This is a genomic window from Flammeovirga aprica JL-4 (assembly GCF_012844305.1).
Taxonomy (GTDB): domain Bacteria; phylum Bacteroidota; class Bacteroidia; order Cytophagales; family Flammeovirgaceae; genus Flammeovirga; species Flammeovirga aprica.
The window spans coordinates 1-26,456 of record NZ_JABANE010000086.1 but is presented as its reverse complement, the minus strand read 5'-3'; the positions used below and the strand labels follow the sequence as shown (position 1 = coordinate 26,456).

Sequence of the window (26,456 nt, the reverse complement as noted above, 5' to 3'; positions counted from 1 at the left end):
AATATGAAATGTGATTTAAAATTTGTAATACTATTATTAGTGATAATAGTACCTGGGACTTTATTTCCTAATATTTCGGAGTGTAAAAATAGAAATGACTTCAAAATCATTGAATTACGCAACGGAAATGGACAGAAAGTAGAGATTGCCAATTATGGTGCAAGGATTGTTTCTTGGTATGTAAAAGATAATCAAGACCATTTGAGAAATATTGTTCTTGGGTTTTCAACAAAGAAACAATACCAAAAAGCAGATGCTCCTTTTTACAGTGCTATTGTAGGAAGGTATGCCAATAGAATTGAGAATTTCACATTAGAAGGAAAAGAGTATCATCTAACAGATGATGACTTTATTTTACATGGTGGAGCTGAAGGTTTCCATCAGAAAATGTGGAAAATTAAAAAAGTAACTGATAATGCAGTGGTGTTATCTGTTCATTCAAAAGATGGTGAAGCGGGTTTCCCTGGAAACCTTAAAGTGGAGGTAGAGTATGTGCTTACGGAAAGCAATGAGTTGAAGATTAATTATAAAGCAGAGACGGACCAAGCAACGCCAGTCAATTTAACCAATCATGCCTTTTTTAATTTGAAAGGTGCAGGAAATGGTACTGTTCTCGACCTATTACTTAAAGTAAATGCAGACCAATACACTCCTTTGAAAAAAGGAGGTTTGCCTACTGGAGAAATTGCTTCTGTAGAGAATACTGTTTTTGATTTCAGGGAATTTAAAAAAGTAAGCAAAGCAGTGAATAGTACTGATGCCCAGATCAAATTAGCGAATGGGTTGGATCATAATTTTGTGAATAAAGAAGTGAACACTCCGCTTATTACAGCTATTGATCCAACATCAGGAATTAAATTGGAAATGACTACAACTCTTCCGGGAGTACAAATTTACACTGCCAATTTCTTGACAGGAAATGATAAAAGTGATGAAGGCAAGGCTTTTAAAGCAAGAGAGTCTATTTGTTTTGAAGCTCAATTTTTTGCCAATTCACCTCAGCACTCCAACTTTCCTAACACTATACTAAAAGCTGGAGAAGTATATAAGCATTCTACAACCTATAAAGTAAGTGTTGTGAACTCGAATGAGTAATAACTTAATAACGATAATCGAAAATCCTTTTAAATATTTTTTTATGAAAAACTCTATTTTTTTTCATTTACTATTGATCGCTTTCTTTGGAGTAAGCTGTCAAAATAGTCAACAACAAACATCTGAAAAGACGGTCTCAAAAAAGCCAAATATTATTTTTGTTTATCTCGATGATTTAGGTTTTGGAGATATTGGGGTCAATGGTGCTAAAGGTGTTCAAACACCAAATATAGATGGTCTAGCCAATGGAGGTGTGAATTTCTTAAATGGTTATGCATCATCTGCTACTTGTACTCCATCAAGGTACGCTGCATTTACAGGTCAGTATCCTTGGAGAAAAAATGCTAAAATTCTACCAGGTTCAGCTCCAATGTTGATCGATACGGCTCAAGTAACTTTGGCTGGAATGCTAAAAAAAGAAGGTTATAATACAGCTATCATCGGTAAATGGCACCTTGGCTTAGGAACACATGATAAAGATTGGAATGAGCATATCTCTCCAAATCCAAATGATGTAGGATTCCATCATTCTTATATCATGGCGGCTACACAAGACCGTGTGCCTACTGTTTATATTGAAGATGGTGATGTGGTAGGTTTAGATAAAAATGACCCTATCCAAATCAACTACGATGAGAACTTCCCTGGTCAGCCAACAGGAAAAGACAATCCTGAGTTGACTACCATGAAATGGCACCACGGTCACAACAGTACGATCATCAATGGAATTCCAAGAATCGGCTACATGAAAGGTGGTAAATCTGCCATCTGGAATGATGTGGAAATGGCGGATCATTTCCTTGGTAAAGTGAAAAACTACATCAATGAGAAAGCAAAAGAAGATAAACCTTTCTTCTTGACTTATACAATGCAACAGCCACACGTACCTAGAACTCCACATCCTCGTTTTGTAGGTAAATCTACTTTAGGGCCAAGAGGTGATGTAATCGCTGAAGCGGATTGGTGTATTGGTGAGTTGATGAAAACGATCAGAGAAGCAGGTATTGAGGAAAATACATTGATTGTTTTCTCTTCTGATAACGGACCTGTACTGAATGATGGTTACTATGATGATGCAGTAGAAAAACTAGGTGATCATGATCCAAATGGTGGATTAAGAGGTGGTAAATACTCATTATATGATGCAGGAACTCATGTGCCATTTATCACTTACTGGAAAGGACAAATTAAACCTACAGTATCTAATGCTTTGGTGTGTCAAATGGACTTATTTGCATCGTTAGCAGAATTAGTAGGAAGCGACATGAAAGCTGAAGATTCAGAAAATGTCCTTTCAGCATTATTAGGAGAATCTAAGGAAGGTAGAGCATCATTAATTCTTGAAGCTACTACTCGTACTTCCTACAGAAAGGGTGATTTTGTATTACTTCCTGCTTATGAAGGGCCTGAAGTAAACCATGAAGTGAATATTGAGTTGGGTAATTTGAAAGAGTTAGCGCTTTATAATTTGAAAGAAGATCCTGCTCAACAGAAAAATATCGCAAATGAAAACCCTGAACTTGTGGCTTCCCTTTTAAAAGAGTTTGAATCGAAAAGAGGTTCAGATTATAAAAATACTTCTGCTTTAGAACTAAAATAAGCTGAATATTTATAGTATTGTTAGTCACCTCATTGATTGTGATATCAATGAGGTGACTTTTTTTATAATCTCGATTGTATCGTAAACTAAATTATTGTCAAATTTTAATCACCATTTCTATAAGCTTTCAAAAGCCTCTTTTCCTTTAATGTCCTTCTATTTCATTTTGTATTGAAAAAGAATGTCAAAGTTTTCAGTTCAAGTTAGGAGTAGGCTATATGCAAATTGATTGACGGGGTTTGTATCAGAAGGTAGCCGTTTTGTAATAGTATATTTTAAGTAAACTTATTTGTAAATACGTTGTGTTACGCCATCCTTATAACCTCAAAATGAGTACATTTTATTCCTTTGTTAATTTATTTAATATCAAACACAAAAAAAGGCACCGTAATTAAATCACGGCACCTATTTACTATCGCTTATCTAAAAAATTACTGAATCATTAATTTCTTTGTTATTGAACCCTGTGGGGTATTAATCAATACAAAATATTGACCAGCGCTTAAGTGTGACACATCATAATTTTTTTGATTATTATTGAAAGTAGCTACAACACGTCCAAGTGTATTGTAAATGACCACTTTATTTACTTGTGTACTAATTGAAATGAAATTAGTAGCAGGATTAGGATATACATTCACAATTATTTCGTTTGGATCAACAGAGGTTGGTATTTCAGGTTTTTCGTCACCATCATTTGTAATCACTAGGGTGTGCTCTGCTGATAAAGCAGTGTAATTAGTTCCTTCTTCCATAGTAATAGTGATAGTTACTTCCCCTTCCATAAGTAGTTTTCCTGCGTTACCATCAATTGTCATTAAAGATGCATCATCTACACTGTATGTGATGATACCATCAGATGCTGAAGTAGCACTTAGGAGTACAGTTTCTTCAGTAAGATCAATCGTGTCAACTATTTCAGAGATAATTGAAGGTGTAGCTTTTGTAATTGTATGAGTACCGGCTACATAGTCAAAATCATAGTTGTTATCTGAGGCTTCATGGTAGATGATGTTATATTCGCCAGCGTTAGCATTACTGATGATAGAAGCCAAAGTGGGCTTTACATCAATCACACTTTCATCTTCACCATTCACAAAACCACTCATTTGATAAGTAGTAATAGCATCCTCTCCGTAAACAGAAGTAGAATTTTGTGCAGTAACGGTAATAGTTGCTTTTGTAATAGTATGTGTACCAGCTACATATTCAAACTTATAGTTCAATGCAGAAGCCCCTTGATAATTAATGGCATATTCACCAGCATTAATCCCTGTGAATTCATTTGATAAAGTAGGTTTCACCTCTACAACATTTTCGTCCTCATCATTAATGAATCCAGTAATTTTATAAGTAGTCAACACATCTTCTCCGTAAACAGAAGTAGAATTTTGTGCAGTAACAGTAGCCGTAGCCTTACTGATAGTATGAATACCAGCTACATATTCAAAGTCATAATTATTATCTGAAGCTCCTATATAATTAACAGCATACTCACCAGCATCTGTTGCCGTAATTTCAGATGCTAAAGTAGGTTTTGTATCAATTACACTCTCATCTTCATTATTTTTCAGACCTTCTATTTTGTAAGTTGTCAGCACTTCTTCTCCGTATACTGAATTAGAATTTTGTGCAGTAACAGTAGCCGTTGCCTTGTTTATCGTATGCATACCTGATACATATTCGAAATTGTAATTCTTATCTGATGCCCCCTGGAAAGTGATATCATACTCACCTGCATCTGCATTTGATAAATCACTAGCCAAAGTAGGTTTCACTTCAATCACACTTTCATCTTCTCCTTCTTTTAGTCCATCAATTATGTATGAAGCCGAAATGTCATCACCATAAACTGAAGTAGAATTTTGAGCCGTTATAGTAGCCGAAGCTTTAGTGACAGCTAGAGCATCATGATAGCCCTCATCATCTGCTTGAGGATAAAGGAAAGTATAATACTTACTTGATCCTCCCACTATTTTCAATCTATAAGTACCAACATCATAGTTGTCAGCTTTCTCTATTTCTACCGTTGGAGGTACAAAATCATCTGTCGGTCTCTTTATTTCTTTGTCTCCCTCTAAAAGGTTTGTAAAAGTAAATTCAAATGATGGTGCACCTCCATAAGTAATTTCTTTACCGCCTGAAATTGATACAGTTGTTGTTCTTTGCTTTATCGTAAATGTACCTGTTGAAGAACCAATAAAGCCATTTTTATCCACTGAGACTGTATAAGTATATTCGCCAAGCTCTGTCACTTCATTGGTAATTTCTCCCGTAGCTTTGTTCTCAAATGAGAATTCAATCATATCTTCTGTTACCATATCGTTGTCACCCACTACTTCTACAGTTGGGAACCTTGGCATACCAGCATAAGTATACACTTTGTCAGTTACATTCAGTGTTACTTCAGTGATAGCTTCAATGGATAAATCATCGATTTTAATATTTCCAGAGTAAGCGTTCAAATTATTACCCATAGAAATACTTACAGATTGAATAGTTCTTGTCTGAGCTTCTGTTAATACTAACTCATAGATAGCATATTCATTAGAAGTAAGCGTGTTAATATTGGTGGTTTTCTTAATAAAGTCACTACCTCCGCTACCATAAGTTAACTTAATGTCACATGAAAAATCATCCGATATTTTTTCTTTTTTGATGGTACCATTTAATCTAGGATATAATTTCTCAGTATCTTCCACTTTTAATTTAAAACGTACTCTATAGCTTTTATCTGCTTCAAGGTCAAAGTTTGTTTTAAATGACACTTGCTGTCCAAATCCAACATTAGAAAAGAAAGTTTTATATTGATCTGGATCTTTGGTACGTACATTCAATGCTCCCTCTTCAATACCAATATAGGTTTTGATTGGAAGAATTTGATTGATATAAATAGGATCAGAAAATTCATTTCTATACGCAACATTATTCGATGCTGGTGAATTAACTTTTACAAGGGTCATATCATCCATGTACAGTTCTCTTCCTGGTGAGGCTTTATAGTCAATATTAAAACCAAGAAAAGCATAACCATTATTAATATTATCATCTGATATTGTAAATTCCTGGAATATAAAACTCCATTCTTCATCAATGGCTATCTGTTTATGGGCTGTTTTAGTTGCAGATATAAAGCCACTGTATTTGGATTGTTTTGCAAGAATACCATTAATATTCAATTCACTATAAGTTTGATCCCCTTTAGCATAAAAACCAAAAACATAAGTTCCAGCACCATTAAGTGCAGTACCCCAAAGTCTTAAATCACAATCATAATTGTCAATTGTATTTGTAACCAACTTTAAACTATGTGAACCTTTAAAACTTTCTGTATCAACAATTCCTGAATTGGCTAAATCGGCTCCTTTATCCACATGAAGGAAAATACCATTTACGCTCCATTTATTGTTGTTATCCGGATCTTGAACGAAAGCTTCATTACCCATTTCAAAGTCACCGTTGTAAACAGATAGTGCTTCATAATTGTATATTTGAGCATTAGTATTAGTACCGATAAACAGCATAGAAAGGAGTAAAGAACAACTCCAATAGTAAATTGACTTCATAAGAGAGTAAAAAATTAAGTGATAAAATTCATTTCACTTGTAATTTGCATTTATTAAGTCGAGAGGTGGGGTGAATAATCTTCCAAAATGAGATGTGTAAAAAAAAGTTCAGAGTGTAAGAATTTTAAAATCAATTTATTACGTTTTTGTTTGAACTGAAAATAGACTCTTTTTTTGTTGTGTAAAATGTTTAGCTTGATTTTTCTGATTGCTAGCAATGCCTGTTTTTACATAGAAAAATGATTTGCATAAATATTTACATTTTAAATAAGAGTAATTTATAGAGACGTCTATTAAAATGATTGTTGGTTAGTTCAGAATTTTCATTAAAATGGATTTTTTGATATTATTTTCTAGTACATAAAAGCTGGTTTGCTTACTTATATTATAACTTAAACACTAAGAGTGTTTTAATAAGTTTTTGAAGTAAATGTTATGTGAGTAAAGTTTTAATATACAGTGTGTTAATATTTTTTTTGAACAATTATTACCCCTGTATAGAAATCGCTCAATGCCTTAGAGTATCTCTTAAAAGGTCGATTTATTACAAATTTGGCCGATAATTGAGGCTTCTGTTTTTTTTAGTCAAGCTACTTTTGAGTATCAAAACGAAATAATTTTTTTTAACTCTTAAGTATGATTGAAAAGAAAGATGAAAAGACTACGCAAATATAAACACTTGATATCAGTATTAGCTTTTGCTGGAACAAGTTTCATTGTTGGGTGTAATGGCCCTGTTAATTCACCACAAAAAGTGACAGGTGTAGATGCTTTAACTGTAAATAAACCATTTACAACTGAGGTGAAAATTCAAGAAGGCGGTGCTAAAAAGCTAATAGAAGTAGATATTGCAAACCACTCAGGAAAAGAGCAAGAAGTAAAAAATATTGGGTTTAAATTAGATATCGGATATACGATTTCTAAAGATGCTCAAATCATGATGGGATGTACTGATATGGGAAGGCAACCTACTCGTGTTTTTTCAAATAACAAAAAGATCGACTACTATTCAAAGAATTTTGTAATTGTAAAAGAAAAAGAACAGTATACTTTAGCTGGCTTGTTGACTTGGAATGTTTTCTTACCAACATTCACTATTGAAAATGATAGTATACATGTAACGGCAGAAGGTGACGGAAAACTCGTTGGAGATAATAAAGAAGTTGATTTCGAGAAAATTGTTGTATTAAAAGGGGATAACTGGTCTTCACTTTTAGATCAATATGGAAAGTTGATCTATAAAGAGAACGGTAAAAGAGCATTGAAAAACGATGTTATCTTCAAAGGATGGGCTACTTGGGATTACTATGTAAGAGATTTTACTGCAAAAGATGTTGATGATAATATACAAGCATTAAATGCTTTGAATACTTCTTCCAATCTTATTCAACTTGATGGTGGATGGTGGCCTCAAAGAGGTGATTATGACCAAACAAAAGCAGGTTATGATATGAAAGAAGTAGTGGATAATATTACGGATAATGGATACAGTGTAGGTCTTCATTTTGATGGGTTCAGAGGTGATACAAGAGCACAAGTATTCAAAGAGCATCCTGAGTATTTCCTAAAAGATTTTGATGGAGAATATAAAGTACATACCTCTATCAGAGGTAATGGCGATACTCTAAGCTGTACTTTCTTTGATTATTCTAATCCTGAAGCACGTCTTTATATCCAGAAAATGGTGAAAAACATGCGTGAGGAGTGGAAAGTGAAATATTTCAAAGTAGACTTTATGCGTTTCGGTTTGGAGCCAGGTATTCCTTTTGTAAAAGGTACAACACCGGCAGAACGTTTCCAATTAGGTGTTTCAGCCATTCGTGAAGCCATTGGTGAAGAAAATTATTTCCTCGGATGTTCAGCAGTATTTGGCCCGACTTTCGGTCATATTGATGGCTTGAGAACAGGAGGAGATATTTTTCCAAGATACTCAGCAGTTCCAAGAAGAGCAGCAGCCAACTTAGGTAATTCATATTTACATGGTAATGTAATGAATACTGATGCAGATTATATCATTTTAAGAGAGAGTTCTGAAGAAGATGAAACAATAACAGTAGACCCTCATAAACACTCCTCATTATCTAAAGCTGAAACTATTATTTGGTCTAAGTTCTCTGCATTATTTGGTAATACAAGGTTGGATAGTGATAAAGTCGGTATCCTTGGAAAAGATAAGAAAGCACTACTCCCTCAGATGTTTGATTTCCCTAGAATGGATAAAATTATAGCATTGGACTCTTGGGAACACTATACTTCTAATCAAGATTCACCTCACATTGTGTTATCTGAAGACAATAAGAAGACTTATGTTTCTATTTTCAATTGGGGTAAAAAAGCACAAAAATATACTATAGACGGTTTTACTTCTAAAAACGGACAAGCCTACTATGGAGATAATGATGTTTCTATCGAAAATGGTAAGTTAGATGTGCCTATTAAAGGCAAAGATTGCCTGATTATAGCTTTGGATAAAAAAGAAGACATTTTTGGTCTTATCAAGAATTTAAAACATTCTGCGAAAGAAGTTATATAGCAAAGTACACTGCGTTTAGAAAATAAAAGGCTACTTCTTATGGATGTAGCCTTTTAATCCTATCACTTCCTCTAATTATTAGAATTGAAAATATTACTTATGTTATGAGACTGATACAAAAAAAAATTGTATTGCTGATTTTATGTTTTGGTTTTTCTTTGGTGAAAGCACAAAGCAAAAAAGAAGTAAAACTTAACATCGATGAAGGAGAATATTGGTGGGGAGGATTGAGTTCGCTAGGGCATACTATGCCGTATGACCAAACAACAGTATTTGAATGGGATTTGTGGGGAGATAATAAAGGTAATCAAGCACAGCCTCTTCTATTGTCTAGTAAAGGACGTTATGTGTGGAGTGAATCACCTATTAAATATGTATTCAATAAAGGTTTACTCACAGTAACGGTTAGAGAAGGGGAAATTGAAACAGGAAAGTCTGGAGAAACATTAAAATCTGTTTATGAATTTGTTTCAAAAAAATACTTTCCATCTAATGGAGAAATTCCTGCAGAAATCATGTTTACTCATCCGCAGTATAATACTTGGATAGAGTTGATGTATGAACAAACAGAAGAAGATATATTAAAGTATGCCCAATCAATTATTGATAATGGTTACCCTCCGGGAGTACTGATGATAGACGATAATTGGCAGGAAGATTATGGTGTGTGGCAATTTTCATCCAAACGATTCAAGGACCCAAAAGGGATGGTCCAAAAACTTCATGCTATGGGTTTTCAAGTGATGCTTTGGGTGTGCCCTTTTGTAAGTCCAGATTCACAGATGTTTAGGAAATTAGCAGAAGAAGGAAAATTGTTATTAGATCCTGAAAAGCAACAAAACATATTGTGGGCCAATACTACGAATAAAGTTGTCGCTGTAAGGTGGTGGAATGGTTTCAGTGCCTGTTTAGACCTGAGTAATCCGGATACTCAAAAGTGGTTTCAAGATCAACTAGATCTTTTGGTGAAAGATTATGGAGTTGATGGTTTTAAATTTGATGCTGGAGACGCCCGCTTTTATAAAGATGGAGTGATATCTAAAATAGAAAGTACACCCAATGATCATACGACATATTTCGCAAAAATTGGATTGGAATATCCTTTAAATGAATATAGAGCCTCTTGGAAAATGGCTGGCTTGCCATTGGCACAACGCCTTAGAGATAAAAATCACCATTGGGAAGACCTTAAAAAATTATTGGGAGATCAGATGGCTCAAAGTGTAATGGGGTACGCTTATACTTGTCCTGATATGATTGGAGGTGGACAGTATACATCATTTTTAAAGTTAGATGAAATAGATCAGGAATTGGTAGTTCGTTCTGCTCAAGTACATGCTTTAATGCCTATGATGCAGTTTTCAGTTTCACCTTGGAGAGTGTTGTCTGCAGAAAATGCAGCATTATGTAAGCAAGCTGCTTTATTGCATGAAAGTATGGGAGCTCATTTTGTAAATCTGGCCAAAGAAGCTTCTCAAACGGGAGAACCTATTGTAAAACCAATGGCTTTAGCATTTCCAACCGGAAATTATGAAACAATAAAAGATCAATTTGTCTTAGGAAATAATATTATTGTGGCACCGGTATTGGAGAAAGGGGCTCGTGAAAGAGAAGTAGTTTTACCAAAAGGAAAATGGGAAGATGTAGATGGTAAAGTTTATAAAGGGGGGAAAACAATAGTTGTTGATGCCCCACTTCATGTATTGCCTTATTTTAAGAAAAGATAAAAGGTTAGGAAAATGAATTACAAAAAATATATATTTAGTTTCGTACTTATCATTGGTCTGATGAGTGCAGGAAACCCCAAGTTGTTGCCTGAAGGAACTTACCCTTATTGGCCGTCTTATAATTATCTTGAAATAGAAGATTTATCAAAGGTCACTGCTCAGCCTTGGGTGGCTGAAGATGGCGTAATTGAAGGCTGGGATTGGTCATTGCCAGAAGATATAAAACCTGCTCCCAATTCATTAGTTGGTTTGCAGAGAAATATAGGTTTATATAAAGATTTCAAAAAGTTAAAGCTCAAGTTTGAAAGTAATTCAGTAGGAATACTTTGGGTAAAATGGAGAGATATTGAAAAAGTAGAAGGAGAGTATAACTTTGAGCCAATCATAGATCGAATTAAACAAGCCAACAAAGCTAAAACGGACGTTCTGCTCAGGATTTTATGCCATTCAAAATCAAGAGGCAATGATGATAAAGCACTTAAAAGAGGTGATGCTCCCTTATGGTTAGAAGCAAAAGGAGTGAACCTTCTTCCTCCTAAAACCCCTAAACATAACCTTAATTATGATCCTTCAAACCCCGTTTTTCATAGTCATTATTTAAAACTTATAAATGAACTTAGAAGAACTGAAATTCCAGATTTAGTAAAAGCAGCTTATGTGGGTTATGCATCCCCAGCTTTTGGAGATGAAGGAATAGGGCCTTATGGTGAAAAAAATAGTGCAGCCAATGATACTGTTCCTCATGTAAGAGAAAGGTTGGATGCTTGGCACGCTGCTTTTGTAGGTCAGGAACACAAAGTTTTCATGGGAGGGCCATGTGAGTATGGATTTAAAAAAGGTTTTGGTGTAAGGAGGGGTTTCGTTGAAATGTACTATTACAATATTCCTAACTATGATTTAGGACAATATTTAGATGGAAATGGTTACTTAAGTGTAGATGAATCATCACCTATTCTGATCAATAAAACTTTCAATGGTGAAGTAAATGAGGAGTATGAAGCAGACTGGGCAACACCAAAGCGTAATTATAGATTTGGAAAAACAACAAACCCATACCCTTACAGATACTTTATAAGTACACTGAGAGCATTACAAATGCGATGCACCTATATTCATACCACAGGTCATTTGATTCCCGAAATGCTTCCATTCTTGTCTTTGGAACTAGCAAGAACGGTCGATGATACTCCTGATGTTTGGACTTTCTTAAATACAACTTATATCGATAGTAAGTATTATCAATCTCATGATTATAAAGGCCGAAGTATTTCAGAGAAAGAGCAAAAAGAGGGAATTGAGTTGAAGAATATGGAAAGATGGCTTTATCAAAGAGATGCAGAAGGTTATGAAACGACGCCAACATTGAAAATAGATCATTCTATTAAAATGTGGATGATGCAGAAAGACAAGTACTATGATTACATTGCTAGGGAAGGTCAAAAAATAGGGTTTGATATTGATGATCGTTGGAATAAAGACAAATTAGCTATAAAAGTAACTTATTTTGATAAGGAAAAAGGTGAAATGCTTTTAAAATACAATGAAGGAAATCAGCAAAAGAAACAGCAGTTAACAGGTGACGGAAAATTAAAGACAGCCACATTTATGGTTTCAGAGCTCAAAAAGAACAGCATGGATCATGAATTTGATTTTACTATTGAAGCAGGAAATAATGACGGGAAAATAGTAGTATCGATGGTAAGAGTGGTAAAAATATAAAAACTTGACATGTTAGATTGAATAACATAGTGTTTGTGTGATTTATTAAATTGAAGGGAGGTATTGCTAATGCCTCCCTTATTTGTTTACTTTACTATAGTGTCAAATATTAATTCAAGAAAACTTACAAAAACTATGAATTCAAAATTACTCCTCTCTATACTTCTATTGTTAAGTATAACAGGGTCGGTATATGCTCAATCATCCAAAGAAATCAAAGGAATTGTAGTGGATAATGATGGAAATTCTATTCCTTATGCTCACATTCTGATTTCTAATTCTTCCAAAGGAACTTTCTCCAATCTGGAAGGGGCTTTTTCTATCAGTATTTCCGAAAGGTATGCAGAACAGCAATTACAAATTTCAGCTACGGGTTTTGAAATGGTGAGGGTCAATATTTCAAATCTTTCCACTAAGAAGAAAAATAAAATCACACTTAAATCTTTTGTGACCGAACTGGATGAAGTGGTGATTACTCCTAAAGATATGAGAGAAATTCTAAGGGAAGCACTTCGTAAAATACCAGAAAACTACGCATTAGAACCGGCAAAAGTTCATGGTTTTTATAGAAACAGAACTTTACTGAATGAGAGTACGGCGAGCTATGTTGAAGCGGCGATGGATATTTACCTTCAGGGAATTCAGGAAGAGAAAAAGAAAAATCAGCTGGAATTAGTGAAAGCGAGAAGTGTGACCGATTCTACTGCATGGGAAAGCTTCTCTTTTGATGACGATTCTATGGATATGGACATGGATATGACAGGTATGGCGCATGAAATGCTGGAATCGGATTTGGTGAAAGACAATGGTGACCTTTTTGGCGGTGATGAGGAAATGACATCAAGGTTTGTGATGTTTTTGAATGACAAAACGATGGATTATTATTCTTTTGAGTTTGTGAGAATGACCACTTACCAAGGGCGTTCTGCTATGGTGATTGATTATGAACCACGATGGAAAATGGACTTAGGAATGTTTGAGGGAACTATCATTTTGGATGAAGAGACCAAGGCGTTCTGTCATGTGGATTATAATGTGCCAAAATCTTACTTAAAATACATTATTCCTATCAGAGGTATTGGAAAAGGGCTGATGATTGGTGCATTGAAGTTTTTTGGAGGCTTATCTTTTAATTTTCATATCAATCATATCAAAGGAAGTGAATCTTATCAGTTTGTAGACAATAAATGGTATCCTAAATTTAAACACGGTGATTTCTCGTTTTTCTTAAAAGTGAAATACCCCAAAGAGAAAATTAATATAGTAGCAGACATTGGTATACAGGCGGATTTCTTTATTACGGATGTAACAACACAAGAAATACAGGAAATAGCGGAAGACGACCGTTTGAAAAAAGAGGACTCATTAGTAGAGTTGAGTGATGCTTTTGATGATCCATTTTGGAGCAGTTACCCTTTAATTCCTGCCTCTGAGGAAGTTCGGAAAGATGTACAACAATTAAATTAACTTTTCTTCAGATATACGGTTCTTATTTTTATGACGAAAGTCTACTTTCAAAATAATTCTTTTGTAATTTGCGAGATCATAGTAGACACAGTATAGAACAAACAGTGAGGATCTTTTTAATGAAAACGTATTTTCTAATGTTGTCAATGTGCCTTTTTGCTTTGGGTACATTTGCACAATCTGATAGGTGGCAACAAAAAGCAGATTACGAAATGGATATTGAACTTGACGTGAAAACACACAAGTTCGGCGGGACACAGCGATTGGAGTATTACAATAACTCTCCCGATACTCTCCATAAAGTATACTATCATTTATACCTTAATGCTTTCCAACCTGGAAGTATGATGGACGTACGTTCGAGAACAATTGAAGATCCTGACGGTAGAGTAAAAGATAGAATTTCAAAATTGCAGCCGAATGAGATCGGATATCAAAAAGTAACATCCTTAAAACAAAATGGCAAACCACTGAAGTATCAAACAGTGGGAACTATTTTGGAAGTGGAGTTGAATAAACCTATTCTTCCTCAATCCAAAACAGTATTTGCTATGGAGTTTGATGCTCAAGTGCCTATTCAAATCAGAAGAACAGGTAGAGACAACAAAGAAGGTGTAGCTTACTCTATGGCACAATGGTTCCCTAAGTTGGCGGAGTATGATTACGAAGGCTGGCATCCAGACCCTTATGTGGGTAGAGAATTCTACGGTATTTGGGGTGATTTTGATGTGAAACTTACTTTGGATGAAAAGTATGTAGTAGCGGCAACAGGTTATCTTCAAAATGCTAAAGAAGTAGGTCATGGTTATGAAGGAATCAAGAAAGGACAGCCTAAAAACGGTAAACTGACTTGGCATTTCGTAGCTCCAAATGTACATGATTTTACATTTGCGGCAGATCCTGATTTCCAGCACAAAATTGTACCTATGCAAGATGGTCCTGAACTTCATTTCTTCTGGAAGAAAGACCAGGGCATTGATGATGTTTGGAACAAACTACCGGCTTATTTAGAACAGGCTATTTTATATACAAACAACAGAGTAGGGAAATATCCTTACAAAGTATACAGTGTAGTTCAAGGTGGCGACGGCGGTATGGAATACGGCATGTTGACGTTGATTACAGGTAAAAGAAGCTTAAATAGTTTGGTGGGTGTAACAGTTCACGAAATGTTGCATAGCTGGTTCCAATTTGTATTGGCAACGAATGAAAGCCTTTACGCTTGGATGGATGAAGGGTTTAACTCTTATATCGGGAACGAAATTGAAGCACATGTAAACGGTAAGCAAGACGCTCACGGCGGTTCATATAATTCTTATTTTTATGTGATCAAAAGAGGAATTGAAGAACCTTTAAGTACTCATGCTGATCACTTTGAGAAGAATGCAGCTTACTCTATCGCATCTTATTCAAAAGGTGCCGTTTTCTTGCATCAGCTAAGTTACATTATGGGGCAGGAAACATTTGACAGAGCATTCAAACGCTATTATGAAGAGTGGAAATTCAAGCATCCTAATGTAAACGACTTCATGCGCATCATGGAAAAAGAGTCGGGACTTCAGTTGCAATGGTACAAACAGTATTTTGTCAACTCCATCAAAACCATTGATTACGGTGTGAAAAACACTTTCACAGAAGGAGATACAACGTATGTGACGATTGAGAGAATTGGTAAAATGCCAATGCCTACAGAAGTGAAAGTGACGTTGGCCAATGGTGATGAAACCACTTACTATATGCCTCTACGTTTGATGCGTGGTGCTAAAAAGTCGGAGATTGAAGGAAAATGGGTGCAATTGTCAGATTGGCCATGGACGCATCCGACTTACACTATTGCTATTCCAACAAAAGATGCTAAATTGAAAAAAGTTGAAATCGACCCTTCAGGCAAAGTAGCAGATATTGATAGAAGCAATAATATTCTTGAAGTATCTTACCTTGTAGAAAAAGGAGCAGGTCTATAGAATTTTTTAGGTGATGAGAGAGAATAAGCAACTTAATTCAACAAAATATCCGCATTGGCTTAATTATTTTAAAAATTTTTATGTCCTAGTTGGCACATTGTTCTTAGTATGGATGTTGTTCTTTGACAGCGACAACTTCATCAGAAGAAGAAACCAGAAGGAGAAGGAATTTGAATTAAAAAGTCAGGAAGCATTTTATGCAAAGGAGATTGTTGACCTTCAAGAAAAAATGAGGGAGTTGCATACCAACAATCAAGAGTTGGAAAAGTTCTCCAGGGAGAAATATCTTTTCCATAAAAAAGGTGAAGATGTCTACGTGATAAAAGACCTTTCGAAAGAAGAATAAGAACTATTAGTAATATACATTGACCTCTTTTTGTGATTGCAGAAAGAGGTCTTTTTTTTAAAGCATGAAAAGGAAAAAATGTCCCCGTTACCACCCTTTTAAAATATCAAATCCTACTCTCACACCGGCCATCAACATCATTTTATTATAATAATTTTCATCTCCATGCGAAGGGTTGAGGTTGATGAAATTTCCATCAGAAGAGTAACTTCCTACGATATGAAACCTCAGATTTTTATTGGGAATTGGATAATATTGTAAGGCCAATTGCACAGTGTGAGTATTGGTATTTTCCATTAATCCTTCATCATTTATATCACCTATTCTATCAATTTGATCATAAATGTATTTGATATAAGGTTTAAATTTCTGGCCGTTATACATCACTTTTACAGGTACTGATTTATAGATGGCATTGTCTTGGAAATTGGGCATATTTCTCGTGTAGGCAAAGTCAGTATCAATCACCCATTGTCCATATTTCCATTGAATACCCATATTAATGGCATAAGGGGTATTAGAAGATAAAGCAGATCTATCGTTGATAAAAGTATAACTGACATAGGTTTTGATTTGATCTTTTTTGATAAAGCCATACCAATAAACGTTGTATTGCAAGTTGAGTTGATTTCCTAAAGAATCTTCTGTCGCATTCACAACTTGTAAGCCGAATTGCTGTCCGCTTGTGGTATTGTATTGTGCGGTAACACCCGTTTTAAAAATGTCTAGCTTATTGCCAATAATAGATTAAGTATAGACATCATTGGGGTTATAACTTTGCTCCACTGTTCCCACTTTCATAAAGTTTCTACCCGCCTGCAAAAACCAATGTTTATCCTTTGTACGATAAGTCACATTGGCCTTCAAAATGTTTCCTGATATTTTATTGACGGCCACCCTTGAATCATAAGGGGAGTAAATCACTTACAATATCTACCATAGTATTAAGGATTGATGGTCTTTCTTTGTAAATTATAATCAACAAAAAGTAGAAGAAGCATATAGACAAATTACCTACAGCGATAAAAGTCTGACAGAGATCGCATTTGATTTAAACTTCAGTCATATCGCTCATATGAGTAAGGTATTCAAGAAACATTATGGTCATGCACCTTCAGAATTAAGAGATAAAAATAAACAAGTGTATGCTTGATGTTTATTAAGTATCTTGTTATCAGTTATTTATGGTTTAAATATACCGGATAACCGCAATTTTTAATTTTGTGGTTTTTCGGTATATTTCGTTTATACTCTATTGGTTTGTAGGTGTTTATGCACTTGAGGGTGAGTATTGAATAGTATAGTTTTTATATACTCTAATGGTGTTTCCTAATATGAAACGCGTCATTTTATCGCTTTTTATTAATAAATCCATTTGACAGCTTCATTTTTTAGGGACATTAGCTAAAAGAGTGGATGATAATCAGTAAATTTGCAGGCTCATTTTTGTGAGGAAATGAGGATCAATTTTGTGGGAAACAAATAGTCAATGGATAAAAATTATCAGATTCACCGTTTAGCGAACGGAATGCGACTAATACACAGACAAGTAAAAACAACTAAACTAGCACACTGCGGTGTTGTTTTGAATGTAGGTAGCAGGGACGAAACGCTAGAACAGCAAGGCATTGCTCACTTCTGGGAACATATGGCATTTAAGGGTACGAACAAGAGAAAAACGTATCATATCCTTAATAGCATTGATTCTGTAGGAGGGGAACTGAATGCCTATACTTCTAAGGAAAAGATTACTTTTTATACCTCCACATTAGTTGAGCATTTTGAAAAGTCAGTAGATATTCTTTCAGATTTGACGTTCAATTCTAATTTCCCTGAAAAGGAAATAGAGAAGGAACGCTCGGTTATTTTGGAAGAAATGTCGATGTACAAAGATGATCCAACGGATGCGATTGGTGATGAATTTGATGAAATCATTTTCCCGAACCACCCACTTGGAAGAAACATCTTAGGTACGGTGGACAGCGTGAATAGCTTTCAGCAGAAAGACTTCTTTGATTTCTTAGAACAGAATGTTGATACACATCAAGTCGTGATTTCTTCTATTTCTAATTTACCTTTTGAAAAAGTGGTGAAATTAGTAGAGAAGTATTTCGGAGGTGTGAAGGAAGCGAAGAAAGATCGCAAAAGAGAAATTTTCACTGGATACAAACCTCAGTTTATAGAAAAATACAAACCGATCAATTCAGCACATGTAATGATTGGTTCAGATGCGTTTGAAATGCATCACCCTAAACGATTAACTTTTTTCTTGCTGACCAATCTTTTGGGTGGCCCGGCAATGAACTCAAGATTGAATTTGGGTATCAGAGAAAAGTATGGTTATGTATATGATATTTCGGCAGGGTCTACTTCCTATTTAGATTCTGGTCAGTTCAGCATTTATTTCGCCACAGAAGACAAGAGTTTGAATAAATGCTTGAAGTTGGTGCATGGTGAATTATCGAAACTCAGAGAAAAAAAATTAGGAGTGCAGCAACTCAGAAGTGTGAAACAACAAATCATGGGTCAAATTGCCATGTCGGGCGAAAGTAACTTGTCCATTATGTTAGGGATGGGTAAGGCACTGTTAGACAAGGAGAAGTTTGAAACGATTGAGGAAGTCTTCCAGCAAATCAAGGCAATCAGTGCTGAAGATTTACTTGAAGTTGCCAATGAAATGTTTGCAGAAGAAAGGATGAGTACTTTAATTTACCATCCTAAATTAAAAAGCCAAGCCTAAGCCCCTTTAAAATAAGGAGTAGAGGAAGGCAAAAATTAGAAGATAATGGTAAAAAGTAATTTACGTATTTTTTTATTTGTAGGCTTTTCAGTCTTTACAATTTCGATATTAGTATATATCTATCAAGTTTTTTATACGGCTAACATACAAGTAGACAAGGAACCTGCAGTAATCAGAATTCCACATGGTGCAACGATCGAAAATGTATCGGATACTTTAATGAAGTACGATATCCTTTCAGAACTAGTACCTTTCCGTTTTGTAAGTAAAGCCTTAAAATATAATGAGAACGTAAAGCCCGGTTTGTATGTATTACAACCTGATATGACCAACTTGGAGGCCGTACGATTCTTGAGATCGGGTGCACAGACGCCTATCAAAATCACTTTCAATAATGCCAGAACAATTCAAGATGTGGCAGAGCGAATCACTCCTCGTTTGGAAATGACGCCGGAGCAGTTCTATGATGCGGCAACAGATGCTGAATTATTGAAAGAGTTAGGATTGGATTCAATGACCGTCAAAGCACTTTTCTTACCGAATACTTATGAAGTATACTGGACAGTTTCTCCAAAACAATTAATGAGAAGACTGAAGAAAGAGTACGACCGTTTTTGGAATGCAGACCGTACATCAAAAGCAGAAGCGATTGGATTAACACCTTATCAAGTGTCAACATTAGCTTCAATTGTGGAATCTGAGACTATAAAGGCAGATGAAATGCCAAAAGTAGCTGGTTTGTATGTAAACCGTTTAAACAGAAACTGGGCATTACAATCAGATCCTACTGTAGTATATGCGGCAGTAGAAGTGGGAATGGTAAAAGAATTTACGGATGTGAAAAGAGTGTTGAACAAGCACCTTGAAGTAGATTCTCCTTATAATACTTACAAGTATGCTGGTTTGCCTCCGGGACCAATCAGAATCCCTTCTACAATGGCAATTAATGCTGTATTGAATGCAGAGAAGCACAAATACATGTATATGGTGGCAGATGCTGATTTTTCAGGATACCACCACTTCTCAAAGACATTGACAGAGCACAATAGATATGCAAGAATCTATCAAAATGCTTTAAACAAAAAAAGAGTTTATAAATAATGAATGAGACGTTGTAATGGTATTGCAACGTCTTTTTTATTCTATGGATACAATAAAAGACAAAGAACAGGAGGAGTTAGCTAAAAAAATCATTATTCCTTCTGATGATACTCCTCGATTAGAATTAGGACTGGAAGATGCAGTATGTACAATGGATGTTGCTTATACAGATGATTGTGCCTTTGTGTCTTGTGATATCATGAGAGGTAAAACAGGGGAGTGGGTCAACACTTTCGTTACCATTCACCCATTACCTACTACGCCTTATACTTCTGGTTATTTCGCGTATTATGAAGGACCATTATTGGTAGAGTGCTTGGAGCAACTAGCCTTAGAATTAAAACTGAAACCTGCATTAGTTATTGTTGATGGACACGGTATTGCTCACCCAAGAAGATTTGGAATAGCAAGTTGGCTTGGTTTGAAGTTGAACATACCGACTATTGGCTGTGCTAAAAAACCTTTGATTAAATATGAAAGGGAACTCGGTACACAAAAAGGAAGTATATCACCTATGCTTTTAGAAGATGAAGTGGTTGGAGTTGCTTTAAGAAGTAATACAGGAGTGAAACCAATTTTTATTAGTCCTGGCCATCTTATTAGTATTGAAAACACCATTCATATTATCAAAAAGTACCATGGAGAGTACAGAATCTTCGAACCAGTACGCAGAGCAGATCAGGCGGTGAGAAGAGCATCAAAAGGTGAAAGTGGTGATTTTGAATTGATTACTTGAGAAAGGTCATTAAAGACAATTAACGATAATTCATAATCTTTTGGGACGTGTTTTCGTATATTTGTTTGATATTAAATCAAATAAACCCGAAAGAAAGTTTGAATTATGTTTAAAGTCACGACTAACACTAAATATGAAAATACTGAAAATGGAAAAGCCAATTTAGTCCATAAGACAGTTTCTAATATACCTTTCAAGTATCGCCCATTTATCTTATCAGCGGTGTATACCCTCCTGATTGTGGGCTTTGCGTTACTTTTAAATGGTACTTTGGAAGTGACCTTCAATCAAACAATAGGATTTAAAGAGCCATTCTATTTCACATTACTATTCATGGTAGTGCTTTCTTTTCTATTACCTTACTCGATACCCGATAAAAAATTGGCCGTTCAGAAAATTAATATGGATGGTTTTCAAGTGGAGCAGGTAGTATTACAGAATCATGAAAAACACAGTAAAGCCTTAATTATTGGAGCCAAAATATTGACACTGCTATTTAGTATTTCATTGTTTATGTCTTCCTATACTACAAATAAAAGGGTAGAAAAATATGAGCGAATTACTATTCATAATGTACCCATCAGAGGAGTAGACAGTGTTCATATAGCCGTTAGAATGTCAAGAAATACAAGAGATTCAGCCACTCCAGGACGTTTTAAGCCTGCCACAGAAGCTTCGATTTCAGAAAAGCAGACCTATGTTTATGAAGAATATACCTATGGTTTTCCGTATCAATTATTGAAGCCCATTAAAAGAAGAGACATGGTGGAAGGTAAAAAATATTTAGAAGGCAAGCGAGCAAAAATTGCGGTGAAATGGTATGGTGATGATTTGGAACCAAGAGATGTAGAAGGTAAAATCAATAAAGTAATGAACAGTGATGCAATGAATGACCTGTTGTTAGAATCCTTTGGTGTTGAAGCAGAAAGTAAGAAATCCGTGAAGATGTAATTCCCCATAAAAGCGTAGCCTACTACGAAAAAACGATGGAGGTAAAAAAACGAGCATCAAGAAAAATCAATCTTGATGCTCGTTTTATATTTTATAAGGAAAAGATTAATGTTTAAATGAAAAGCTCTGAGTCGTTCTAACTTAAACTCTTCATTCTTAATTCTTCCCTCAATTAAATTCCTTTAAAGGTTCTCACTAATTTGTTTGAGAATAAGAAATCCTGAAGCTCTTTTGGTTCAGCATCTAGAATTTCATCTTTAGTACCTTCCCATATTTTCAATCCTTGATACATAAACATAATGTACTCACCAATTTCCATTACAGAGTTCATATCATGCGATACAACCACAGTAGTAAGGTTATATTCCTGAGTGATTTCGTGGATCAATTGGTCAATCATCCATGCTGTTTGAGGATCAAGACCAGAGTTGGGTTCATCACAGAATAAGTATTGAGAGTTCATTACAATTGCTCTAGCAATACCCACCCTTTTTTGCATACCACCACTAATTTCAGAAGGCATTTTATGAGCAGCATTTTCCAAACCTACTCTTTTTAAGTAGAAATTCACTTTATCATCTTTCTCACTTTCTGACAAATCAGAGTGGATATTCAAAGGGAAGCGAACATTTTCAGCTACCGTAAGAGAGTCAAAAAGTGCACTACCTTGGAAAAGCATACCGATCTCACCACGAATAATTTTCTGTTCTTTTACTGTTGACTTATGGAAATCTCTACCGTCATATAACACTGCTCCTTTATCAGGAGAGAAAAGACCAACAATAGTTTTCAGTAAAACACTTTTACCAGTACCTGAGGCACCGATGATCATATTTGTTTTCCCTTTCTCAAAAGTGGTACTAATATCCATCAGTACTTCCTTCCCTTGGAAAGATTTTCCTACATTTTTAATCTCAATCATTGTCTACGAAAGTAAAGTGTCTGCTAGAATAAAGTCTGCGGCAAGAATGGCAATACATGAAGCGGTAACGGCATCTGTACTTGCTTTACCAACTTCTAAAGCTCCTCCTTTTACATTGTACCCTTTGAAAGCGGCAATTGAAGTTACAATAAAACCGAAAACAAAAGCTTTGATAATAGCGAATGGTACTTCAAAAGGAACGAATGTATTTTGAATACCATAGATATAATCTTCAGTTGGAGACAGATTACCGAAAATAGTAGCAAGGTAACCACCCCAAATACCTAGTGCACCTGATAGAATAGCCAACAATGGCAACATTGTCATTCCTGCAAGGATTTTAGGTAACACAAGGTAGGAAGCGGAATTAATACCCATCACTTCCAATGCGTCAATTTGTTCAGTAATACGCATGGTACCAATACCACCCGCAATCTGAGAACCTACTTTACCTGCAAAAACAATAGCTGATAATGTAGGAGCCATTTCCAAAATCATCATTTCTCTTGTTGCCAATCCGATAATGTATTTTGGTAGTAATGGACTAACAATATTATAAGCCATTTGAAGGGCAATTACAGCACCCACAAAAAGCGATACGAAACCCACTAAAAAAAGGGAATTGATACCTATATTGATACACTCTTGAAAAAATAAACGAACGTAAGTGGTAACCGGCTCTCTATTCGAGAACATCTTTTTCAAAAAGAGAATATATTCGCCTAAGCGTCTCATGTGATTAGTCTTATTTCTAAAAAAATGGGAAATCTTACATTTGATTTCAACCCTACAAAGATAAAGATCTTCTTGTCATTACATATTTTTTTAGCGTGAACTAAAGAGCAATTTCAGTTTATTTGTTCATTTTCATAAAAATTAATTACTTAGAGCATGTTTGGAATATATATTTTAAGAAGTGAAAATTTTCCATTTTAGGTTGTGAGGAAATTAATTTCAGAGAAAATAGTGGTTCTATAGTTGATGAAATTAATAAACTCACGTTCTGAAAGGGTGGATTTTTACTAAAATAGATGTTTCAAACATGCTCTTAAAATATAAATACTTCATCTTTTTGATGAACTTTCAGCAACTTTTTGAATAATACATAATCGGGTAAATCTTTTATTTATACATGGCTTCTTTTGATCTCACACATTTCACTCTTTTGGAAAAACCTATTTTTGGAAAAGCAGTTTTCGAAACGCCTTTCAAAGCTAATTCTTCTTTTGTAGATGAAGCTCGTTTTGTATTTATCATAAAAGGGAAATCCAATTTATATGTACCTAATGATACCCTCTCTTTAGCCACTTCAGATTGTTTTCTGATGAAGTGTGATAATTTTGTCAACGTATGGGAGAAAAATGAAGGAGATGAAAAAAGTGAAGTGATGGTCATGCACTTTTATCCAGATGTATTGAAACATATTTATGATGATAATATTCCTGATGTATTCAAGTCTTCTGATGGAAAACCACATGGGCCTGTGACTAAAATAGAGACGAATGAAATGTTGATGAATTATATCAGCAGTTTGGAGTTTTACTTTCAAAACCCCTCTTTGATGAATGATGAAATGGTGAAGTTGAAAGTAAGAGAGTTGATACAAGTGATGTTGAACTCAGATCAGTCAGGAGCCATCAAAACGATGTTCAGTGCTCTTTTTAAAGCCAATGCTTACGATTTCAAAGAAGTAATTCACGCCCACCTTTATGAGGATTTGAGTTTGCAAGATCTAGCATTCTTCACAGGCTTAAGTTTATCGACTTTCAAAAGAAAATTTAAAGCCGTTTTTGATACTAGCCCCACCCAATACATCAAATCAAAGCGATTGGAAAAAGCCATCAGTTTATTACAAACTACAGACCAACGTATTTCTGAAATTGCCTATGATTGTGGTTTTAATGATATAGGCTATTTCTCAAAACTTTTTAAATCTACCTATCAAGTATCCCCATCAGACTATAAAAAGACATTGGTCTAATTTTCCAAATCATTGAACTTTTTGTCAAAATGATCCGATTGTAGATCCGCCATATTTGTAATGTTAGTACTAGGACAAAAGTAAAGGTACTTTTTATCTTATCTTTTTTATCCTACTCTTCGTTAGATTTTTATCGCGTAACTAAGGCTATGCTCTGCAAATCTGCCTTGATTAGAATAAAAAATCTTAACCTAAAATTATCTCTTTTCTTCTGTCCTAGTACTCAAAAAAAATTACTTTTAAACACATTACACTATGAAAACTACAGTCTATTTTATATTCACTTTTTTACTGCTTTCAGCAAGTCTTTTTGCTCAAAAGAAAACTCAATTTATTACGGTAGAAAGAACTATGGAAGCACCAGCTTCAGCAGTTTGGAAAGTAGTTGGTGAAGAGTTCGGAGATATTCATAAATCACACCCTCTTGTCGTTAGTTCTAGTTATACTAATGATCAACATCAAGGTTGTGAAGGAGCGGAAAGAGTTTGTAATTTGAATACCGATGGTTCTAAATATGTGAAGGAAACTCAGGTAGATTATGATCCTGAAAATTATTCATTCAAAGTCCAAATCACTACAACACAAGGCATTCCTTTAGTACCAGAATATTCTTATGCCACTTATAAAGTAGTGCCGATCGATGAAAATACAAGTAAGTTACTTTTTGAATTCAATTACAGAACAAAACCTGCATTTATGGGTGGTTTGGTAAAAGGAAAGTTCAAAAAACAGTTGAGCAATTATATGCTGGCAGTAGAGCATTATGTAACTACTGGCGAGGAGATTAATGCTGAAAATTTTGAGGCGATCAAAGAGCAGTACGAAACCAAATAAGAAGCCTTTATGAGTTTATTAAGTTATGATCATTTCAAATTAAATGGGAAACCGGTTTTTGAAAAGGCGAGTTTTAACCCTCCATTGAAAAAGGATGCTACCATGAACAATGAGGCTTGTTTTATACATGTTCTTCATGGAAAAGCAATGCTTTATGCCACAAATGAACAGTATTCTTTCACATCTTCAGATAGTTTTTTGATGAAATGTGGCAACTATATCAATCATTGGGTGGAAACACAGGAAGAACAGCCTTATGAAGCGATTTTGATTCACTTTTATCCTGATACATTGAAATATGTGTATGATGAAGGATTGCCGGAAGTGTTGAAATATCCAAGAAAGGTAAATCATAATGTGGAGAAGATTCCATTGGATGAAATGATCACAACTTATATCGATAGTCTTCTGTTTTATTTTAATAATCCAGCAATGGTCAATGAAGAGTTGATAAAACTGAAGGTAAAAGAATTGATTTTACTGCTCGCTAATGCTAAAGAAGGCAATAATGTGAAGGCTTTATTAAGTTCATTATTTCAGCCAGAAGAAACTGAATTCAAAAAGGTCATTCACAGTCACTTGTATGAAGATTTATCCATAGAAGATATTGCAGTACTGACGGGGTTAAGTTTATCGACTTTCAAAAGGAAATTCAAACAGTCATTCGATACCACTCCCAAACATTATATAAATCAAAAAAGAATAGAGAAAGCAACCGATTTGTTAATCCATACCGATCACAGAATCACTGAAATTTGCTACGATTGTGGTTTTAATGATGTGGGATATTTTTCGAAAGTATTTCATCAGCATCATGGAGCATCACCTTCGAGTTTCAGGAAAAAGAAACAGTTTGTAATTAGTTAAAGGGGAAAGCAATAGCAGTTAAAAGAGTACAGATCATTTATTTAGTGAGAGTAAAAACTTTCGTTTTTTGAGCGGAAGTTTTTTGTGTATACTGGGTCTTTTATAAAAACTGAAACTGGTTCAAGTCTTAAGCTGAAAGCGTGACTTGGACCTATATCTGAAAAAAGTCTGTAGACTTTTAGGACTGTTTTGACTTTGCTATAAGTCTTCAGACTTATAGCAATTGTAAGCACAAGTGACGAACTGTGTTTAAAAGCAAATTTATTTCATAATTCAACCAAATTTTATTTTGGTTTTGTTTTTTGTA

The 26,456-nt window shown here is 34.9% G+C and carries 20 protein-coding genes and 1 pseudogene; 16 read left to right on the top strand and 5 right to left on the bottom strand.

Features of this window, described 5'->3' with window-relative positions; all coding sequences use genetic code 11:
* The first annotated feature begins 39 nt into the window (after positions 1–39).
* Positions 40–1,095, top strand: coding sequence for an aldose epimerase family protein (locus tag HHU12_RS24325; RefSeq protein WP_205959983.1), 1,056 nt, complete (start codon positions 40–42; stop codon positions 1,093–1,095).
* A gap of 43 nt (positions 1,096–1,138) precedes the next feature.
* Positions 1,139–2,695: a sulfatase family protein gene (locus tag HHU12_RS24320; RefSeq protein WP_169659340.1), complete on the top strand. Its 1,557-nt coding sequence runs from the start codon at positions 1,139–1,141 to the stop codon at positions 2,693–2,695.
* A 431-nt stretch (positions 2,696–3,126) separates the two neighbouring features.
* Here the strand turns inward: HHU12_RS24320 and HHU12_RS24315 are convergent, their stop codons facing one another.
* Positions 3,127–6,261: an MBG domain-containing protein gene (locus tag HHU12_RS24315; RefSeq protein ID WP_169659339.1), complete on the bottom strand. Its 3,135-nt coding sequence runs from the start codon at positions 6,259–6,261 to the stop codon at positions 3,127–3,129.
* Positions 6,262–6,913: 652 nt separating this feature from the next.
* Between HHU12_RS24315 and HHU12_RS24310 the strand changes: the two genes are divergently transcribed.
* The 6 genes from HHU12_RS24310 (at position 6,914) to HHU12_RS24285 (ending at position 16,017) form a co-directional block, all read left to right on the top strand.
* Positions 6,914–8,794, top strand: coding sequence for an alpha-galactosidase (locus HHU12_RS24310; RefSeq protein WP_169659338.1), 1,881 nt, complete (start codon positions 6,914–6,916; stop codon positions 8,792–8,794).
* 104 nt (positions 8,795–8,898) lie between these two features.
* A complete protein-coding gene (locus HHU12_RS24305) occupies positions 8,899–10,521 on the top strand; it encodes a glycoside hydrolase family 31 protein (RefSeq protein WP_169659337.1) in 1,623 nt (540 codons plus the stop codon).
* Between the two features lie 12 nt (positions 10,522–10,533).
* Entirely contained in the window at positions 10,534–12,240 is a 1,707-nt protein-coding gene (locus HHU12_RS24300; protein ID WP_169659336.1) for a hypothetical protein, read from the top strand.
* 135 nt (positions 12,241–12,375) lie between these two features.
* On the top strand, positions 12,376–13,707 hold the full coding sequence (locus HHU12_RS24295; protein ID WP_169659335.1) for a carboxypeptidase-like regulatory domain-containing protein: 1,332 nt from the start codon (positions 12,376–12,378) through the stop codon (positions 13,705–13,707).
* A gap of 119 nt (positions 13,708–13,826) precedes the next feature.
* A complete protein-coding gene (locus HHU12_RS24290; RefSeq protein ID WP_169659334.1) occupies positions 13,827–15,671 on the top strand; it encodes a M1 family metallopeptidase in 1,845 nt (614 codons plus the stop codon).
* 13 nt (positions 15,672–15,684) lie between these two features.
* Positions 15,685–16,017 carry an FtsB family cell division protein gene (locus tag HHU12_RS24285; RefSeq protein WP_169659333.1) on the top strand — a complete coding sequence of 111 codons (333 nt, stop codon included), beginning with the start codon at positions 15,685–15,687 and terminating at the stop codon, positions 16,015–16,017.
* A gap of 87 nt (positions 16,018–16,104) precedes the next feature.
* On the opposite strand, the gene HHU12_RS24280 is transcribed toward HHU12_RS24285, so the two are convergent.
* Positions 16,105–16,674 (bottom strand): hypothetical protein, encoded by a 570-nt coding sequence (locus HHU12_RS24280; protein ID WP_169659332.1) that lies wholly within the window; start codon positions 16,672–16,674, stop codon positions 16,105–16,107.
* 90 nt (positions 16,675–16,764) lie between these two features.
* The gene (locus HHU12_RS24275; protein ID WP_169659331.1) at positions 16,765–16,941 is read right to left on the bottom strand and encodes a hypothetical protein; all 177 of its coding nucleotides are present in this window, start codon (positions 16,939–16,941) and stop codon (positions 16,765–16,767) included.
* Positions 16,942–17,002: 61 nt separating this feature from the next.
* Between HHU12_RS24275 and HHU12_RS35940 the strand changes: the two are divergent.
* The 5 genes and pseudogenes from HHU12_RS35940 to HHU12_RS24250 all read left to right on the top strand — a co-directional run.
* A pseudogene (locus HHU12_RS35940) lies at positions 17,003–17,170 on the top strand (helix-turn-helix domain-containing protein); the annotation flags it as partial.
* A 336-nt stretch (positions 17,171–17,506) separates the two neighbouring features.
* Entirely contained in the window at positions 17,507–18,757 is a 1,251-nt protein-coding gene (locus tag HHU12_RS24265; protein ID WP_169659330.1) for a M16 family metallopeptidase, read from the top strand.
* A gap of 45 nt (positions 18,758–18,802) precedes the next feature.
* Positions 18,803–19,858, top strand: coding sequence for an endolytic transglycosylase MltG (gene mltG / locus HHU12_RS24260; RefSeq protein ID WP_169659329.1), 1,056 nt, complete (start codon positions 18,803–18,805; stop codon positions 19,856–19,858).
* A gap of 43 nt (positions 19,859–19,901) precedes the next feature.
* Complete coding sequence (locus HHU12_RS24255; protein WP_169659328.1) at positions 19,902–20,594, top strand: endonuclease V; 693 nt, start codon at positions 19,902–19,904, stop codon at positions 20,592–20,594.
* 105 nt (positions 20,595–20,699) lie between these two features.
* Entirely contained in the window at positions 20,700–21,545 is an 846-nt protein-coding gene (locus HHU12_RS24250) for a hypothetical protein (RefSeq protein WP_169659327.1), read from the top strand.
* A 172-nt stretch (positions 21,546–21,717) separates the two neighbouring features.
* Here the strand turns inward: HHU12_RS24250 and HHU12_RS24245 are convergent, their stop codons facing one another.
* Positions 21,718–22,467, bottom strand: coding sequence for an ABC transporter ATP-binding protein (locus HHU12_RS24245; protein WP_169659326.1), 750 nt, complete (start codon positions 22,465–22,467; stop codon positions 21,718–21,720).
* A gap of 3 nt (positions 22,468–22,470) precedes the next feature.
* On the bottom strand, positions 22,471–23,202 hold the full coding sequence (locus HHU12_RS24240; protein ID WP_169659325.1) for an MlaE family ABC transporter permease: 732 nt from the start codon (positions 23,200–23,202) through the stop codon (positions 22,471–22,473).
* 397 nt (positions 23,203–23,599) lie between these two features.
* Between HHU12_RS24240 and HHU12_RS24235 the strand changes: the two genes are divergently transcribed.
* The 3 genes from HHU12_RS24235 to HHU12_RS24225 all read left to right on the top strand — a co-directional run bounded on the left by HHU12_RS24235 (position 23,600) and on the right by HHU12_RS24225 (position 26,149).
* Positions 23,600–24,448, top strand: coding sequence for a helix-turn-helix domain-containing protein (locus HHU12_RS24235; protein WP_169659324.1), 849 nt, complete (start codon positions 23,600–23,602; stop codon positions 24,446–24,448).
* A gap of 255 nt (positions 24,449–24,703) precedes the next feature.
* On the top strand, positions 24,704–25,282 hold the full coding sequence (locus HHU12_RS24230) for an SRPBCC family protein (RefSeq protein ID WP_169659323.1): 579 nt from the start codon (positions 24,704–24,706) through the stop codon (positions 25,280–25,282).
* A gap of 9 nt (positions 25,283–25,291) precedes the next feature.
* Entirely contained in the window at positions 25,292–26,149 is an 858-nt protein-coding gene (locus tag HHU12_RS24225; protein WP_169659322.1) for a helix-turn-helix domain-containing protein, read from the top strand.
* The last annotated feature ends 307 nt before the right edge of the window (positions 26,150–26,456 follow it).